At 73.0% G+C, this 16,859-nt stretch carries 15 protein-coding genes and 1 tRNA gene; 4 read left to right on the top strand and 12 right to left on the bottom strand.

From position 1 onward, the window contains the following. The first annotated feature begins 14 nt into the window (after positions 1-14). Positions 15-782, top strand: coding sequence for a hypothetical protein (locus ACFC0Z_RS17335; RefSeq protein WP_376438202.1), 768 nt, complete (start codon positions 15-17; stop codon positions 780-782). Here the strand turns inward: ACFC0Z_RS17335 and ACFC0Z_RS17330 are convergent. From ACFC0Z_RS17330 to ACFC0Z_RS17300, 7 genes are all read right to left on the bottom strand, one after another. Continuing rightward, on the bottom strand, positions 696-1,355 hold the full coding sequence (locus ACFC0Z_RS17330; RefSeq protein WP_376438201.1) for a hypothetical protein: 660 nt from the start codon (positions 1,353-1,355) through the stop codon (positions 696-698). The two genes, ACFC0Z_RS17335 and ACFC0Z_RS17330, sit on opposite strands and share 87 nt — an antisense overlap. Then, the gene (locus ACFC0Z_RS17325) at positions 1,352-1,786 is read right to left on the bottom strand and encodes an acyl-CoA thioesterase (protein ID WP_376438199.1); all 435 of its coding nucleotides are present in this window, start codon (positions 1,784-1,786) and stop codon (positions 1,352-1,354) included. Before ACFC0Z_RS17325 ends, ACFC0Z_RS17330 begins: the two co-directional genes overlap by 4 nt. A gap of 7 nt (positions 1,787-1,793) precedes the next feature. Further along, positions 1,794-3,458: an energy-dependent translational throttle protein EttA gene (ettA, locus tag ACFC0Z_RS17320; RefSeq protein ID WP_376438197.1), complete on the bottom strand. Its 1,665-nt coding sequence runs from the start codon at positions 3,456-3,458 to the stop codon at positions 1,794-1,796. A gap of 273 nt (positions 3,459-3,731) precedes the next feature. After that, complete coding sequence (locus ACFC0Z_RS17315; protein WP_376438195.1) at positions 3,732-5,216, bottom strand: LAETG motif-containing sortase-dependent surface protein; 1,485 nt, start codon at positions 5,214-5,216, stop codon at positions 3,732-3,734. Between the two features lie 248 nt (positions 5,217-5,464). Further along, positions 5,465-5,926 (bottom strand): single-stranded DNA-binding protein, encoded by a 462-nt coding sequence (locus tag ACFC0Z_RS17310; RefSeq protein ID WP_376438193.1) that lies wholly within the window; start codon positions 5,924-5,926, stop codon positions 5,465-5,467. A 154-nt stretch (positions 5,927-6,080) separates the two neighbouring features. Beyond that, positions 6,081-7,763 carry a GTPase gene (locus ACFC0Z_RS17305; protein WP_376439135.1) on the bottom strand — a complete coding sequence of 561 codons (1,683 nt, stop codon included), beginning with the start codon at positions 7,761-7,763 and terminating at the stop codon, positions 6,081-6,083. 127 nt (positions 7,764-7,890) lie between these two features. Next, a complete protein-coding gene (locus ACFC0Z_RS17300; RefSeq protein WP_376438191.1) occupies positions 7,891-9,597 on the bottom strand; it encodes a dynamin family protein in 1,707 nt (568 codons plus the stop codon). A 303-nt stretch (positions 9,598-9,900) separates the two neighbouring features. On the opposite strand from ACFC0Z_RS17300, the gene ACFC0Z_RS17295 reads away from it, so the two are divergent. Next, positions 9,901-9,973: transfer RNA gene (locus tag ACFC0Z_RS17295), tRNA-Arg, on the top strand. Between the two features lie 62 nt (positions 9,974-10,035). Here the strand turns inward: ACFC0Z_RS17295 and ACFC0Z_RS17290 are convergent. Next, positions 10,036-10,992 (bottom strand): DMT family transporter, encoded by a 957-nt coding sequence (locus ACFC0Z_RS17290; RefSeq protein ID WP_376438189.1) that lies wholly within the window; start codon positions 10,990-10,992, stop codon positions 10,036-10,038. Positions 10,993-11,072: 80 nt separating this feature from the next. Here ACFC0Z_RS17290 and ACFC0Z_RS17285 point away from each other — a divergent pair, with 80 nt between their 5' ends. Next, positions 11,073-11,921 (top strand): AraC family ligand binding domain-containing protein, encoded by an 849-nt coding sequence (locus ACFC0Z_RS17285; RefSeq protein ID WP_376438187.1) that lies wholly within the window; start codon positions 11,073-11,075, stop codon positions 11,919-11,921. A 13-nt stretch (positions 11,922-11,934) separates the two neighbouring features. Here the strand turns inward: ACFC0Z_RS17285 and ACFC0Z_RS17280 are convergent, their stop codons facing one another. Continuing rightward, entirely contained in the window at positions 11,935-13,281 is a 1,347-nt protein-coding gene (locus tag ACFC0Z_RS17280; RefSeq protein WP_376438185.1) for an esterase-like activity of phytase family protein, read from the bottom strand. 171 nt (positions 13,282-13,452) lie between these two features. Next, positions 13,453-14,331, bottom strand: a complete 879-nt coding sequence (locus ACFC0Z_RS17275; RefSeq protein WP_376438183.1) for a hypothetical protein — start codon at positions 14,329-14,331, stop codon at positions 13,453-13,455. A 149-nt stretch (positions 14,332-14,480) separates the two neighbouring features. Here ACFC0Z_RS17275 and ACFC0Z_RS17270 point away from each other — a divergent pair, with 149 nt between their 5' ends. Continuing rightward, a complete protein-coding gene (locus ACFC0Z_RS17270; protein WP_376438181.1) occupies positions 14,481-15,641 on the top strand; it encodes a winged helix DNA-binding domain-containing protein in 1,161 nt (386 codons plus the stop codon). A 36-nt stretch (positions 15,642-15,677) separates the two neighbouring features. On the opposite strand, the gene crcB (ACFC0Z_RS17265) is transcribed toward ACFC0Z_RS17270, so the two are convergent. Beyond that, positions 15,678-16,025, bottom strand: a complete 348-nt coding sequence (gene crcB / locus ACFC0Z_RS17265) for a fluoride efflux transporter CrcB (protein ID WP_376438179.1) — start codon at positions 16,023-16,025, stop codon at positions 15,678-15,680. Further along, positions 16,022-16,456, bottom strand: a complete 435-nt coding sequence (gene crcB, locus ACFC0Z_RS17260; RefSeq protein ID WP_376438177.1) for a fluoride efflux transporter CrcB — start codon at positions 16,454-16,456, stop codon at positions 16,022-16,024. The genes crcB (ACFC0Z_RS17265) and crcB (ACFC0Z_RS17260) overlap by 4 nt, the downstream gene beginning before the upstream one ends. Between the last annotated feature and the right edge of the window lie 403 nt (positions 16,457-16,859).

The following is a 16,859-nucleotide window of genomic DNA, read 5'->3' as shown; positions in this document are numbered from 1 at the left end:
TCGGGGTGATGCTCATGCCAACGAGATCCACGTCAGCGGACGCCCGATCCGCACCGGGCTCGCAGTCTGCCCGCCGCGCCCGATCCGCCCGTCGGGCCCGCTCCGCCGTCTACCTGCCCGCGTCCTCCGCCGCCCTCCTCGCCGCCTGGGCGGTCTGGTGCTTCGGAGGCGCGTCGGCCCCGTCCACGACCGTCGCCGTCTCCGTCGGCGGCGGCTTCGTCCTCGCCTCGGTGGTGGCCTACTTCCTCCTGGTCACCGGCAACCTCGGCTTCTTCGGCGCGTTGGCGCTGGCCGCCGGACTGCTCCTCACGGGCTCGGCGGCCGACCGGGCCGCCGGCCGGTCCGAGGTCGCCGAGTGCGTCGTCGAGAAGGTGTGGGCGGAGGAGATCGAGGGGAAGTTCGACGGCGAGCTCGACACGACGATCCACCACCACGTCCTGCGCTGCCCGGGCGGCTATCCGACGGCCATGACCCACGACCGCCGCCTCGCCCCGCAGGGCGGGACGGTCCGGGTGGCCTACGACCCGCGACGGCGGGTGAGTCCGGTGGTGGAGGGCGAGGCCTCGCCGTGGCTTCCGGGGCTCCTCGCGGTACTGGCGCTGGGCGCGGCCACGGCGGGCGCGCGCCACGTGGCCGTCACGGAGCGCCGCCCGGCCGCCTCCGAGCCGTACGGGAGAAGGCGCGGGCGACGGCCGTCAGCGGGGCGCGACGCCCAGCGAGAGGGGAACGGTACGGAGGGCGACGGAGCCGTACGGCGTACGGAGCCGGAGCCACGGACCTGAGGCGAAGAGCGCCGCCTCGTACGGACCTGGCGGCAGGAAGCCGAGCGACTGCGCGGCGTGGACCGCCCGCAGCGGGAGCCCGGTGGCGCCGAGGGTCCGGGTCCAGATCGCGCGCCCGAGGGCGTCGCGTTCGGCCCTGGTACGCCGCTCCTCGGGCAACTCCTCGTCGCGCGCCCGGAATTCGGCGACGGCGGCCGCGACGGCGGCGCGCATGTCGGCGACGCCGGGCAGCCCGGCGACGGGCGCCCAGCCGGAGCGGGGCGGCAGCACGCCGGTCCACGGCGGGCCGGTGACGGCACCGGGGACGACGGCCTTGCCGCCGGACTCCTCGATGCCTTCGAGGAGTTCACCGGCGGAGACGGTGACGTCCAGGTCGACGGGGTCGGCGAGCCGGGCCGTACGGATCGCGAGGACCTCGAAGGACGGCGGCCGGCCGAAGACGGCCAGCGCCCCGCCGCCCGCCTGGAGGCGGACGGCGGCCGCCCGGTCGTAGTGGACCAGGCGGGTCAGGAAGGCGGCGAGGGCCGCCGCCTCCCTGGGGTCGGCGAAGTGGAGCGGCGCAAGCACGGTCATGCGGCGGAGGTCATCCCGTCGTCCACGTACTCCTGCAGGAAGTGGCGCTCCTCGTCGGTGATCCGCCGGGGACGCTGCGACTCCAGGTCGAAGGGCACGACGACCGTGGACGCGCGCACGTACACGACGTCCGAGTGCTCGGTGTCCTTGATCTCGTACGCGATCGTCAGGGACGCCGCGCCTATCTTCGTCACCCACGACTCGATGGTCACCGGCTCGTGCCGGTGGACCAGCGGTCGCTTGTAGTCGATCTCGTGCCGGGCCACGACGGACCCGCCGGAGAACGAGGGGGAGCCGTCCCCCGGCGCGAGCCGGAACATGAAGTCGATCCGCGCCTCTTCCAGGTACCGCAGGAAGACGACGTTGTTGACGTGCCCGAAGGCGTCCATGTCCGACCAGCGCAGGGGGCAGCTGTAGATGTGCCGAGCCATGAGGTGATCAGCCTCGGGTCAGCTTCTTGTAGGTGGCGCGGTGCGGACGGGCCGCGTCCGGGCCGAGGCGCTCGATCTTGTTCTTCTCGTACGACTCGAAGTTGCCCTCGAACCAGAACCACTTGGAGTCGCCCTCGTACGCCAGGATGTGCGTGGCGACCCGGTCCAGGAACCAGCGGTCGTGGGAGATGACCACGGCCGCACCCGGGAACTCCAGGAGCGCGTTCTCGAGCGAGGACAGGGTCTCGACGTCGAGGTCGTTGGTCGGCTCGTCGAGGAGCAGCAGGTTGCCGCCCTGCTTGAGGGTGAGCGCGAGGTTGAGGCGGTTGCGCTCACCGCCGGAGAGCACGCCGGCCGGCTTCTGCTGGTCCGGGCCCTTGAAGCCGAACGCGGAGACGTAGGCGCGGGAGGGCATCTCGACGTGGCCGACGTTGATGTAGTCGAGCTCGTCGGAGACGACGGCCCACAGCGTCTTCTTCGGGTCGATGTTGGCGCGGCTCTGGTCGACGTACGAGATCTTGACGGTCTCGCCGACCTTGACGCTGCCGGAGTCCGGGGTCTCCAGACCCTGGAGCATCTTGAAGAGCGTGGTCTTGCCGGCGCCGTTCGGGCCGATGACGCCGACGATGCCGTTACGGGGCAGGGTGAAGCTCAGGTCGTCGATGAGGACCTTGTCGCCGAAGGCCTTCGAGAGGTTCTCGACCTCGACGACGATGGAGCCCAGGCGCGGGCCCGGCGGGATCTGGATCTCCTCGAAGTCCAGCTTCCGCATCTTGTCGGCCTCGGCCGCCATCTCCTCGTAGCGGGCGAGACGGGCCTTCGACTTGGCCTGACGGCCCTTGGCGTTGGACCGGACCCACTCGAGCTCTTCCCTGAGCCGCTTGGCGCGCTTGGCGTCCTTCTGGCCCTCGACCTTGAGCCGCTCGGACTTCTTGGTCAGGTAGGTGGAGTAGTTGCCCTCGTACGGGTGGGCGCGGCCGCGGTCGAGCTCGAGGATCCACTCGGCGACGTTGTCGAGGAAGTACCGGTCGTGGGTGATGGCCACGACGGTGCCCTTGTACTGCGCGAGGTGCTGCTCCAGCCAGTTCACCGACTCGGCGTCGAGGTGGTTGGTGGGCTCGTCGAGGAGCAGCAGGTCGGGGGCCTCGAGGAGGAGCTTGCAGAGCGCGACGCGGCGCTTCTCGCCACCGGAGAGGTTGGTGACGGGCCAGTCGCCGGGCGGGCAGCCCAGGGCGTCCATGGCCTGCTCCAGCTGGGTGTCGAGGTCCCAGGCGTTGGCGTGGTCCAGGTCCTCCTGGAGCTTGCCCATCTCGTCCAGGAGCGCGTCGGAGTAGTCCGTCGCCATGAGCTCCGCGACCTCGTTGAAGCGCTTCAGCTTCCCCATGGTCTCGGCGGCGCCCATCTGGACGTTCTCGAGGACGGTCTTGGTCTCGTCGAGCTTCGGCTCCTGCATGAGGATGCCGACGGAGAACCCGGGCGACAGGAACGCGTCACCGTTGGACGGCTGCTCCAGGCCCGCCATGATCTTGAGAACGGTGGACTTACCGGCACCGTTCGGGCCGACCACACCGATCTTCGCGCCCGGCAGGAAGCTCAGCGTCACGTCATCGAGGATGACCTTGTCGCCGTGCGCCTTGCGCGCCTTGCGCATCGTGTAGATGTACTCAGCCAAGAGAAACCGTCCGGCAAAGAGTGAGTGGGCAGATACACCCCATCTTGCCTGACCGCCAGCCCCATGCGGAAACCGCGGGGGTGGAGCGGGGGCGTGCTCGGGGGCGTGTCCGGGGCGTGGGCGGGGCGTGGGCGGGCCCTTCCGGGGGTGCGGCGGGGCCCGGACGTGCGACGACCCCGGGCGCGGGCGCGCTCCGGGGTCGTCCGGGGGTCACCGGGGGCACACGGGGTGACGCGGATCACTCACTCCCTGTGCCCCGGAACCCGGGGTGCCTTACTGGCCGGCGGCCTTCTTCTTGCGGAGGAAGAACACCGCGCCGCCGCCGACGGCGACGAGCGCCACGGCGATGCCGGCGATCATCGGGGTGGCGTTGGAGCTACCGGTCTCGGCGAGGTCGCCGCCGCCCGTGGTGCCGGTCGTGCCCGTGGTGCCGGTGGAGCCGCCCGCGGTGCCCGCCTCGGTGCTGGTGGAGGCCGACGGGGTGGGCTCGGTCGTCGCCGGGGTGGAGGCCGACGTGGAGGGGGTCACCGACGGGGTGGCCGTCGAGGGCTCCGTGGAGGGGGTCTCCGAGGGCTGCGGGACGGGCGGGGCCGTCTCGCAGTCCAGGACGCCCTCGAAGGTCTCCTCGAAGCCGTTCGGGCCGGTGATCGTGAACTTGTACGCCTCGTCCTCGGCGACCGGGACCGCGATGGTCTTCGTCTCGCCCGGGGCGACCGTGTGCGAGGCGCCCTTCAGGTCGAAGGTCCAGGGCTCGGTGCCCTCGTTGGTGGCGACGACCTCGAGGCCACCCTTGGCGCAGTCCTTCGCGACCGTCACGGCCGGGACCGCGCCCGACTTCGCCCAGCTGGCGACGGCCTTGGCGTTGACGGTCGACTTGCTGGAGCCGGCGAGGATCAGAGTCTGCGACGCGCCTTCGGTGGAGACGAACGCGCGGCCCAGCGGGACCTCGGTGGTGGCCTCGGCGGTCAGGTCGGCGCTGCCGTCGGCGGTGCCGGCGGGCACGTCGAGGAAGAGCTCGGTCTTGCCGCTCTTGACCTGACTGACGGGCTTGCCGTCCTTGTCGACGAGCGTGACGCCCGCCGGGGAGCCGGCGGCGAGGGCGACGTCGGCGGTCTCGGCGTTGGTGTCGACGACGACCGGGCCGATCTTCTCGCCGGGCCGGCCCGCGACGGACGCCGGGGACAGGCTCAGCGAGGCCTTGGGCTCGGCGAGGTTGGCGGCGTTCTTCAGGAGGTACTCGGTGAGCTTCTGGGCGTCCGGGGCCTTCGGCGTCACGGACTTGACGTCGTCGGAGAGCGTCCAGATCGCGGCCTGCGTGCCGGCCGCGGCCTCCTTCTTGTCGAGCTCGACGCCCAGCGTCGCGCCGAGGGCCTCGGCGGAGAGCTTCGGGTAGCCGTTCTCCAGGATCCAGAGGATCTTGCCCGCGTCGTTGTTGTCGTGGAGGGAGGACTCGCTCCAGCCGACTTCCTTGTAGCTGTAGTCGTGGTGCGCCGGCGTGTGGAGGTCGATGCAGTACGTGGAGAGGGTGCCCCCGCCGTCGACCTCCATCGTGAACAGGCCGCCCCTGACCGTCCAGTCGTTGCCGTCGTTCTCGACGATGTCGACCTCGCCGGAGTCCTCCGTCAGCGAGCCGAGCTTCGCCGTGACGCCACCGCTGCCGGCGGCGTCATCGGCGGCGAGCGCCGGAGCGGCGGTCGCTATGGAGCCGAACGCGACGAGGCCGGAGACCAGCGCCGCGGCGGCCAGACGGGCGGACACACCACGCCCACGAACTGAAGACATTGTTTTCCCCTCCGGGCGAGTCGCTCCGCGAACATGGTCGGTTCACGTGGGGGGAGCACCCGCCTGCACACTCACAGACTCAATGGGCTCAGATGCCTCATGAGTACCCGGGAATCCTAGGGATGCGGAACCCCCAGGTGACCGGTCATGCGATCAGATAACCATTCCGTCTCGAAATCGTTATCCACTCGGCGCGTTGGTCGACAAATCCCCACAACACATGGTCAGGGAGCGGTTACGAGCTGCGCCGTAGCGGTCATCCACGGATCGGATTCCCGCTCGCGGCCGCCCGTCAGTTCGGCTGTCGCGAGCGCGGGTTGGGGGTCGGCCCTGCCCACCCGCCGGAAGGCCGCCGTCCCGCGCGAGAGGTCGTGTCCCACGGCCACCGCCACCACGTCGACGAAGGTCTTGCGCTGCCCGTCGCGCTCGTCCTCGCGCACCCTCAACCGCCCGTGCACCACGAGTGGTTCCCCGACCGTCACCGACGCCGCCAGATTCGACCCGAGCGCCTTCCAGGCCGACACCGTGTAGAAGCTGGTGCTCCCGTCGGTCCAGAGCGCGCGCTCGCGGTCCCAGCGGCGCGAGGTCACCGCGAAGCGGAACCGCGCCACCCCGCCCGCCGCCGTCTCGCGGTACTCCACCGCCGTCGCCACGTTGCCGACGAGCGTCACGGTCGTCTCGTTCATGATTCCGCCCCCACCTGTGCCGTTTTCTCCTGGTCGGCACCATGGTGGGGGCGGGGCGGAAATCTCGCTGCGGCCTGTGGACAACCGCTCGTTTGTGGACAACTCCGTCACTCGAAAGGGGCGATGACGGCTCTTCTCCTCGTCTCTCTTCTCGCTACTTGGCCCGCGCCCTCGTCGCGCCCATCCGCGTCCCGCCCGACCGGCCCCCGCCCGACCGGCTCCCGCCGACCACCCGCGCCGAGGGCCGCGTCCCGGCCACCGTCGCGTACTGCTCGCGGACCTCCCGGTAGCGCATCAGCTCGGCCGACACCGGGTCGAGGACCCGGGCCCGGCCGCAGGCCGCGGCCGCCTCCCGCAGGGCGCGCTCGGCCTCCTGCCCGTACCGCCTCGCCGGCCCCTTCACCGCGCCCTCGCAGGCCCATTCGACGAGCGGCCCGCCGATGATGCCCCCGACCATCACGAGCACCGGCGGCAGCAGCCCCGGCTGGACGACGCCGACGATCTGGCCGACCAGCCACAGGGCGCCGAAGACCTGGAGGAGCGTCATGACGGCCTGGAGCAGGACGGCCGCCGGCCACCAGGCCGGCCGGGGCGGGCGCGCGGCCGGGTCGCCCATGCTCACCGTCAGTTCGTCGAGCGCCTCGGGAAGCCCGTCGGCCCCGCGCGCGGCGGCCTCGCGGACCGCCTGCGCCCAGGGGGCGGGCAGCCCGCGCGAGGCCTCGTCGGCGACGATCCGTACCGCCTGCTCGACGCGTTGGCGGGCCGTCAGCTCGTCCTCGACCGGGGATTCCAGGTGCGGGTCGGTGGAGCCGTGCGCGCGCAGTCGCCCGTACCAGCGGTAGAGCCGCAGCCAGGGCGTCCCGCAGGCGCGGATGGCGCCGCGCCGCCAGACCCGCTCGGCGGCCTCGCCCGCCGCCTGGGCGCCGACGGCGACCGCGAGCCGGTCCGTGAAGTCCTCCCGCGCGCGCTCGTCGAGGCCGGGGCGGCCATCGGCCACGTACGAGGAGCGCAGCCGTCCGGCGGCGGCGTCGATGTCGGCGGCGATCCGGCGCTCGGGTGCGGTCCGTTCCTGGACGAAACGGCCGACGAGCTCGCGCAGTTCGGTTACGCCGTCGCCGGTCAGCGCGGAGACGGCGAGGACGGTGGCGCCGGGCTCGCCGTGCTCGCCGAGCGCGACGCCGTCCTCGTCGAGGAGGCGGCGGAGGTCGTCGAGGACGAGGTCGGCGGCCTCGACGCCGAGGCGGTCGATCTGGTTGAGGACGACGAAGGTGACCTCGGCGTGCCCGGCGAGCGGGCGGAGGTAGCGCTCGTGGAGGGCGGCGTCGGCGTACTTCTCGGGGTCGACGACCCAGATGACGGCGTCGACCAGGTCGAGGACCCGGTCGACCTGGTCGCGGTGGGCGGTGACCGCCGAGTCGTGGTCGGGCAGGTCGATCAGGACGAGGCCCTGGAGTTCGGCGTCGGCCTGGCCGCCCGCGAGGGGGCGGCGGCGCAGGCGGCCGGGGACGGCGAGCCGGTCGAGGAGTCCGGCGGCGCCCTCGGACCAGCTGAGCGCGATGGGCGCGGAGGTGGTGGGGCGGCGCAGGCCGGTCTCGGAGACGGGGACGCCGGCGAGGGCGTTGAAGAGCGTGGACTTGCCGCTGCCGGTGGCACCGGCGATGGCGATCACGGTGTGCCGGGAGGAGAGGCGCTGGCGGGCGGCGGCCTCGTCGAGGACGCGCCCGGCCTCGGCGAGGGCGTCGCCCTCCACGCGCGCGCGTGAGAGGCCGACGAGCTCGTGGAGGGCGTCGAGGCGGGTACGGAGGGGGCCGCCGTAACTCCCGCCGAGGGGCGGCATCGCGTCCTCCTCCGGCGTCGGGTCCGCGGGCTCCTCCTCCTTGAGGGCGACCCGCTCGCTCGCGCGGCGCGCGATCAGCCCGTCGTCCCAGCGCGCGCTCCCGTCACGCGTGTCGTCGTCCACCACGTCACTTCTCCTTCTGCAGTACGGAGAGCGCGGCGATGAGCTCCGCCTGCGGCTCGGGGGTCACGTCAAGCCCGTCGAGGGGCGCGAGGCGCCGGTCGCGCTCGGCGTGCAGGACGCGGTCGACGTACGAGAGGACCAGCTCGCCGCCCCTGTCGCGCAGGCGCAGGGCGGCCTGGGCGCCGAGCAGTTCGGCGAGCCGGTCGCCGGCGGCCCGCGCGCGCCGCCCGCCGAGCAGGGAGGCGCCGAGCAGCGCGGCGACGGTGTCGGCCTCGGGGAGGCCCGTACGGGAGGCGCGGGCGGCACGGGAGGGGCGGACACGCTTCTTGACGGCGACACCCTCGCCGGAGGTCGCACCTGAGGTCCCGGCGGACGCACCACGGGCTTCCCCGCGAGCCTCCCCACGGGCCTCCCCCACCTCCTCCTCGGCGATCTCCTCCAGGACGCGCCGCCAGCGCCGTACCTCGACGCCGATCCGCTCCCCCGCGTCCCGCTCGCCCCCGGCCCGTACGGGTCCCAGGGCGGCGGAGGCGGGGTCGCGGTGCCAGGCGTCCCGTACGCGCTCCTCGGCGGCGGCCGCCGCGCAGTGGAGGAGGGCGGCGAAGGACTCGGCGAGGGCGTCGAGGAGTTCGTCGGCGGTGGAGTCGCGGGGGTAGCCGCGCCAACGGGTGCGGGCGTCGCCGGCGAGGACGGCGCCGCGGGTGAGCTGCTGCCGTACGCGCATGCCCTGCTCGCGGTAGGCGGCCTCGACGACGCCGCCGAGGCGGACGGCGGAGGCGTACTGGGCGGCGACGGCTCCGGCGAGCTCGGGGAGGCGGGTGTCGAGGGAGTTGATGACGCCGGTGGCGGTCCGGTCGAGGGCCTGTTGGCGGGCGGCGGGGTCCTCGGCGCAGTGGGCGAGCCAGCCGCGCAGCGGGGCGACGGCGGACTCGGGGAGCAGTCCGCTGCCGCCGCCGGCGGACTCGGGGAGTTCGGGAATGGTGAAGCGGGGCACGTCGCCGAGCCCGGCCTTGTCGAGCAGCGCCTCGTACTGCCGCGAGACCTCCCCGATGACCTGGTGCGGGACGCGGTCGAGGACGGTCACGAGGGTGGCGTCGTACTCCTTGGCGGTACGGAGCAGGTGCCAGGGCACGGCGTCGGCGTACCGGGAGGCGGTGGTGACCATCACCCAGATGTCGGCGGCGCAGATCAACTCGGCGGCGAGGAGCCGGTTCTCGACGACGAGGGAGTCGATGTCGGGCGCGTCGAGCAGGGCGACGCCGCGGGGCAGGGAGGCGGCGGTCTCGACCCGCAGGGCGTTCTCCTCCGGGGGTTCCTCGACCGGGTTCTCCTCGTCGGCCTGGGGCAGCCAGACGCGGGTGAGCTGCGGGAGGACGCGCATGCCGGCGAACCAGTGGTGGTCCTCGGGGTGGCAGACGAGGACGGGGGTACGGGTGGTGGGCCTGAGCACCCCGGCCTCGCTGACGCGCCGCCCGACAAGGGAGTTGACGAGCGTGGACTTCCCGGCACCCGTCGAACCGCCGACGACGGCGAGGAGCGGGGCGTCGGGGTCCTTCAGACGGGGCACCAGGTAGTCGTCGAGCTGCGCGAGGAGCTCGGCTCTGGTCTGGCGGGCGCGCGAGGCACCGGGGAGGGGCAGTGGGAGACGCACGGCGGCGACACGGTCGCGCAGGGCGGAGAGTGCGTCGATCAGCTGAGGCCGTTCGTCCAAGGTCACCACATGCGAAGAATGCCCAATTTATGAGTGTTTTTGAAGCGTATAAGCGCCCTGCGCGCCGAGAGAAAGGACGGGCGGGCGGCCACGGAGGCATAACGAGTGCACAACACCCGCCCCCAGTGGCGTGAAAAGCGCTGCGCGAATCGCACCTGCCTGCGATTATCGTTCCGCTTCACCGAACCTCCACATCGGGCCACGCAGGTGAAGCAACCGGGCCAAGGCGATCGGAGCCCTATCCTTGTCCCGGCAGGTCCCACCCCACCCACCAGGGCCTCCAGGCCCCACGGCCACCATCCGGCCCCCGTAGCTCAGTGGATAGAGCAGGTGCCTTCTAAGCACTTGGCCGCAGGTTCGAGTCCTGCCGGGGGCGCACAGTGAGACCCCTCCTTCGGGAGGGGTCTTTTTGCTGGGTGGATGGCGGGATCTTGTTGGTCACGGTCGGGGGGAGACCGGACTCGGTCGCGGCCTGCCTCGCGTCACCGCGAGTACCGCGCCCGTGAGCAGGATCAGGGCTCCCGCGCCTTGGAGTGCGCCGAAGGACTCGCCCAGGAGGAGGGTCGCGCACAGGGTGTTGACGACCGGGACCGTGAACATCATCAGGGAGGCCTTTGCCGGGCCCACGGCGCCGACGCCCCGGTAGTAGAGGAGGTTCGCCACCGCTGTCGCGCCTATCGCCAGGAAGGCCGTGTTCAGCCAGACGCCGGGCGGCAGCTCGCTCCACGCCACGGTGGTCGCGTCCGGGGCCGCGAGGGCGCCGAGGAGGACCGCGCCCGCGCAGGTCGCGTACGTCGTGGCCCTCAGGGGTTCGATGCCCGCGAGGACGCGGGGGCCGACCAGGGTGTACGCGGCCCAGCAGACCGCGCTGAGGAGGAAGAGGGCGTCCCCGAGGAGGCGGTGGGGGCCGTCTTCCCCTCCCCCGCCCGCGCCCACGAAGAAGACGGCCGCGCCCACGAGGCCGAGCGTCAGGCCCGCGAGCCGTGCTCGGCTCGCCTTCTCCCTTCCTGTCGCCAGCAGGAACACGCTCGTCAGGACCGGGCTCATCACCGGGATCAGGATGCCCGCGTCCAGGGCGGGGGCCAGGGAAAGGCCCCAGAAGAAGAAGCCGTTGTACGCGAAGACGCCCAGGACCCCGGCGCCCGCCGCCGGCCATCCGCCCCTGGCCGGCGCCCTCTTTCCCGTACGGCCTCCGGAGACCGCCACCGCCAGCAGCAGCGCCACCGCGCCGAAGCCGAAGCGCAGGAAGGCGCCCACGGTCGGCGGGACGTGTGCCACCACCGACTTCGACGCGGCGAAGGCGCTTCCCCAGAGCACCATCGTGATCGTCAGGAGGAGGTAGGGGTTGGGGGTTCGGGGGGTTCCGGTGGTTCGGGGGGTTCCTGTTGTCGCCATGGGGCGAGATTCGCCGGTGCCCGTGCCTCTTGAATTGAACGCTCGTGCGGGGGCCTCGTTCAGGCCGTCAGAATGTCGTCATGCGTCACGCAGACAGCTGGGTCCGGTACTGGCGGGACGACGTCCGCCCCCTGGAGGCCATGCACGCGCACTTCCACGACCACGTGTACGCGCCCCACAGCCATGACGCCTACTCCTTCGGCATCACCGACCTCGGCGCGCAGTCCTTCCGCTGCCGCGGCGGCCGGCACACCAGCGGGGCCGGGATGGTGATGGCGCTCAACCCGGACGAGGTGCACGACGGGCGGGCCGCCGCCGAACTCGGTTACCAGTACCGGATCGTGCACATCGGGCCGTCCGTCGTCCGGGACATCCTCGGGGACGCGGCGGGAAGCGGAGACGGAGACGGCGGCCCCGGCGCCATGCCGCTCTTCGTCCAGCCCGTCCTCACCGATCCCGTCCTCACCGGCGCCCTCGCCCGGCTCCACGCGGCCCTGGTCGGCGGGGCCGAGGGCCTCGCGCGCGAGGAGCTGCTCACCGGCGCGGTCCTCGCGCTCGCGGAGCGGGGCGCGACCCGGGCGCCGGTCCGCCGGACGCTGGAGGGCGCGGCCGGGCGCGGGGCGGCCCGCCGGGTCCACGCGCTCCTGGCCGAGGCCTTCCTCGAACCGCTGACCGCCGACGACCTGGCCTCGGCCGCCGGATGCAGCCGCTTCGCCCTCTACCGGGCCTTCCGCGCCGAGTTCGGCATGGCCCCGAGCGACTACCAGCGGCTGCTGCGGCTGCGCCGGGCCCGCCTCCTGCTGACGCGGGGGCTTCCACCGGCGGACGCGGCCGCGTCCGCCGGCTTCGCCGACCAGGCCCATTTCCACCGGTGGTTCAAGCGGGTGTACGGCATCACGCCCGCCGTCTACCGGCACGCGGCGGCGTGACGGATCAGGTGCCTCAGCGCACCGGGTGCGCCAGCCTGACCCGTACCAGCGTCGTCTCCACACCGCTGTCGACCAGACGGCCGGCCGCGTCGAAGGCCGCGGGGCCGTCCGTCATGCCGAAGTCGTTGTCGTTGAGGAGGACGAGGGTCGAGGAGCCTTCGAGGGCGATGCCCTCGATCTTGCCGGGGACGCCGGGGACCGTGTTCAGGTCGACGACGAGCTCCTTGGCGAGGACCGGGACGTCGGCCGAGGCCGTGTCGTCGAGCTGCTCCAGGGTCGGGGCGGCCGGGGTGTCCCAGCCGGAGCCGAGGATGTCGGTGCCGCGCCGCAGGTTCACCTCGTACACGCGGGCGGACTTGTCGGTGCGCTCCTGGACGAGGAGGCGCTGGCCGCCGAGGGCGACGAGGGCGGAGATCTTGAGCTCGGAGGTCTTGGTCTGGCCGGGCTCGACGACCTCGACCGGGTCGAAGCGGTACGCGTACTCGCCTGTGACGCGGTCCTCGCGGGGCGAGAAGCGCAGCAGGCGCGTGGTGCGGGAGTTCTCCCCCGACACCTTGTCGGGGTTGAGGAGCGGGCTCTGGAGCGCCATCACCAGGTCGCCGTTGGGGAGCTGCGTGAGGCCCTCGAAGCCGCGGTTGATCTTGCGGCTGAGGTAGATCGACGGGAGGGACTCGATCACCGGGTAGTCGGCGCCGGTGAGGCCGAGGCCCTTCGGCACGTGCCGGGCGAGGACGCGGCCCCGCGCGGAGACGTGCACGAGCGAGGGCCCGTACTCGTCGACCAGCCAGAAGCTGCCGTCCCGGTCCCGGACGAGGCCCTCGGTGTCGAGGCCGTTGGGGTTGTACGCGAGCGGGGTGGAGGCGTCGTACGTGTACGGGGCCTCGTCGCGGCCCGGCTGGTTCGGCAGGCCGGTCACCGGGGCGCCGGACGCGGTGGTCAGCGGGATCGCCTTCAGGACCCGGATGTCGTCGCCGACGGCGCGGATCTTCACGATGGCCGGGTCGAAGCCGGGCACGGGGAAGGTGCGGCGCTTGTCCTTGCCGACGGCTATCTGGCCGTTGGGGCCCCGGTCGGTGACGGTCCAGTACTCGCCGGGCCGCTCGGCCGGGAAGAGGTCGCTGCCGATGCCGCCGAGGTCGACGTTCCGGTCGTCGGCGACGCTGCCGGGCAGCAGGCCGTTGCTGAAGGCGGCGAGCGGGATGTCGGGCAGGGTCGCGGTGGAGACGACCCGGTCGGCGGGCCGGTGCCCGTCGTGGTGCGCCGGGGTGGCGTCGGCCGTCCCGACGACCACCGAGAGCGCGAGCGCGGCGGAGAGGGGAAGGGCCACGAAGGCGGACCGGCGCAGAAGGCGCGGATTCATCTGATGAACTCCCTGGAGACCATGGAAAGCCGCCGGTGAGGGCGGCCCGAGGTCGCCGGCGAGGGCGGCCTCATGGCCCAGATGGTCCAGTCCTCCGCGCAACGCGGGGCGACGCGTTCACGACATCGGGGCGAGCCCTGGGTGAACGCGAGGCCCCGCGATCAGTGGCCTCTAGTAACGGTCGAGGATGAGCTGCGTCTTGAGGATGTCCCCGTGGTACAGCCAGCCGTTGGCCTCGGCGACCGCGATGGCGTCGTCGTGGAGGGCGGACGCGTCTGCGTACGAGTCCGTCTTGAAGGACAGCTCGACGACGTACTCCGTGCCGGTCCCGCCCGCGCCGACGACCGGCAGCACCTCGACGCTCGCGTCGTCGGAGGGGCCCCAGGCGCCGCCGTACACCTGGGCGGTGACGGGTCCGTGGGCGCGGGAGGCCTGGAGGGTGGTCTTGCCCCAGCCGGAGCTGCCCCAGTTCTCCAGCTTGCCGGGGATGTCGTTGACGAGCCAGGTGCGGCCGGTCGTGCTCGTCGGCATCGCGGTGCCCGAGTAGCCGCTCGCGCTGCGGGACTTCTCGTTGGAGAAGCTGAGGGTCTGCTTGGCGTAGCCCCAGTCGACCTCGGCCTTGTAGTTGGTGTCGGCGCTGCTGAAGCCGGCCGCGTTCGCCGCCGTGAGCGCCGCGTTGATGTCGCCGTTCGTGACGGGGAACCGCTTCTTGTACGTCTCCTCGAACGACGAGCCGCTCTTGTGGCGGAGGCGGACGCTCCAGCCCTGGGCGTCGAGTGCGAGGGCGTCGGTGTCGTAGTAGCTGTACGAGCGGACCTTGGCGGAGCCGGTGATCCCGAACGCCGACCGGACCGCCGCGCTCGGCGCGTGGTTCGCGTCGAGGGCCGCCGTCGTGAGGTTGATCTTCACCTCGTACGTCGGTACGGCGTTGGAGGCGGCGTACGCCGGCGAGGTCGGGGCGAGCAGGGCGGCGGCGACGGCGAGCGCGACGGCCGAACCGGCGGCGGCCGGGCGGAGGGCGCGGGGAAGGGCGAGAGCACGGGTGGTCATGCGGCGATGGTCACGAGCGCGGGTGAGGAGCGCGTGAGGGGCGCGTGACGTGCGGAGGTGACCTCGGTGAACCGGCGGCGACGGAAGACTCCCGGCCCCCGCACCCGGCCCCCGCACCCATCTCCCGCCCCGGTGGGGACAATCAGGTCATGACGATCATCACCGAGCGCGTCCTCAACCGTTCCACCCTCGCCCGCCAGTTGCTCCTGGAGCGGGCGCCGGTCGACGTCGAGGAGGCGCTGCGGCGGGTGGTCGCGCTCCAGGCGCAGCAGCCGGGTTCGCCGTACATCGCGCTCTGGAACCGGGTCGCGGGCTTCGACGCGGGGAAGCTCGACACGGCCGTGGAGGGCTACCGCGCCGTGCGGTCGACGCTGATGCGCCTCACGCTGCACCTGGTGCACGCCGAGGACTACCGGGCGTTCCGTGCGGGGATGGAGCCGACGCTGCGCGGCTCGCGCCTCGGCGACCACCGGTTCAGGGCGGCGGGGTTCACGCCGGCCGACGCCGACGCGCTGATCCCCGGGCTCCTCGCGTACGCCGGGGAGCCGAGGACGGGTGCCGAGATGCTGGCCCGGATCGAGGAGGAGCGGGGCGGGCCCGTGGAGTCGGTGGCCTGGCGGATGATCCGGCAGTACGCGCCGCTGTGGCACGCGCCGAAGGGGCCGCCGTGGCAGTTCGGCCCGGCGCAGTCCTTCGTCGCGGCGGACGGGGAGGCCCTGCCGGAGAGCACCGGTCCTGACGCGGTGGCCGCTGGTCTCGCCACGCTCGTCCTGCGCTATCTGGAGGGCTTCGGTCCGGCGTCGGTGGCGGACGTGGCGCAGTTCTCGATGACGCAACGGGGCCGGGTGCGCAAGGCCTTGGCGGCGCTCGGCGGCCTGGTCACCGAGCTCGAAGGCCCTGAGGGAACGGTTCTGTACGACGTGGTGGGCGCCGCCCCGCTGCCCGACGCGGACACGCCCGCGCCGCCCCGCCTGATGGCGATGTGGGACAGCGTCTTCCTGGCCTACGCCGACCGGGGGCGGGTGATCCCGCCCGCGTACCGGAAGGCGGTGATCCGGGTGAACGGGGACGTCCTGCCGACCCTGCTCGTCGACGGGTACGTGGCCGGGGTCTGGCGGCCGGTCGAGGGCGGGATCGAGGTGTCGGCCTTCCACGAGCTCCCGGCGCACGTCCTGGCGGAGCTCGGCGCGGAGGCGGAGGCGATGGGACGCTTCCTCGCGGGACGGGATCCGCTGGTCTACCGGCGGTACGACCACTGGTGGGCGAAGGGGCTGCCGATCGTCGCGTCGACGGTGTTCCCGGCGCCCTGAGCCGGGCGGGCGCGCGACCGAGCACCCCGAGCCGCGTCAGCGCGCGAGCGCGACCCCCAGCCACACGGCCCCGAGCCCGGCGGCCAGGCTCCCCAGGACGTTGAGGACGGCGGGCCCCTTCGCCCCTTCCTCGTACAGCTTCAGCGTCTCGAACGAGAAGGTGGAGTACGTGGTGAGGGCGCCGCACAGGCCGGTGGCGAGGAGCAGGTGGAGCCGCTCCGACGAGACGCCGGTGAGCAGGCCGAGGAGGAAGGAGCCGACGACGTTCACGGCGAAGGTGCCCCAGGGCAGGGCGGCCCCGAGGCGGGCCTTCGCGAACCGGTCGGTGAGGTAGCGCAGGGGCGCGCCGACGGCGCCGCCGGCCACGACGAGGAGCCAGTTCACGCGGGCGTCACCCTGCCCCGTACGACCGCGCGGGTGGCGGCCACCCCGGCCCAGACGGCGGCGAGGGCGGTCACGAGGGTCCCCGCCAGATAGAGGAGGCCGCGGGTGGTGTCACCCGCGGCGAGAAGGCCCTGGGCGTCGAGGGCGTACGTCGAGAAGGTGGTGAACCCGCCGCAGAACCCGATGCCGAGGAACGGCCGGAGCAGCGGGTGCGGGGCGCCGCGGAGGCGGCTCTCGGTGAGCAGCACCATGAGGACGCCGATCAGGACGCAGCCCGCCGCGTTCACGGTCAGGGTGGTCCAGGGGAAGGCGTGCGCCGGGGTGGGCCAGAGGAGCGAGGCGCCGTAGCGGGCCGCCGCGCCGAGACCGCCGCCCGCGGCGACGGCCCCGACGACCGGCAGCTCTCCGCGCCGTCCCAGTCCCGTGCCCATACCGCCAAGGTTACGGGGCACGGGGTGCGCGGGAGATCGAAGCGGGCCGCACGGGAAGGCGGGTCCCCGGCCTGGGGCATTAACCGGGGGCCTTCCCGTGCGGCCTCGCTCTGCGATGGTCCGGCCACGGTGCGCGACGGGTCAAAGCGCGGTCCGCGAGTCTGTCAGATCCCTTTCCCGTGGCCGGTGTTGCCCCCTTGCGCTTCCCCTGGCAAGCCCTTTCGCCGGCGTGTCGCGCCCCCGGCGGAACGGTGCCGAGGCCCCTCCCGGTGCCCCTCGCCACCCCCGCGACCTCCTTCCGACCCCCTTGTGCGCCCCCTCGGGCAGGGGGTTTCCGGGTTCGGAAAGGGGCACTGACCTGCGGTAACCACAGGGGAGGTGGTCCGGCCACCATTCGGCGGCC

The organism is Streptomyces sp. NPDC056144, assembly GCF_042264145.1.
In the GTDB taxonomy this organism is placed as follows: Bacteria; Actinomycetota; Actinomycetes; order Streptomycetales; family Streptomycetaceae; genus Streptomyces.
The sequence above is the reverse complement of the archived record's forward strand: the minus strand, read 5'-3'. Positions and strand labels throughout refer to the sequence as shown.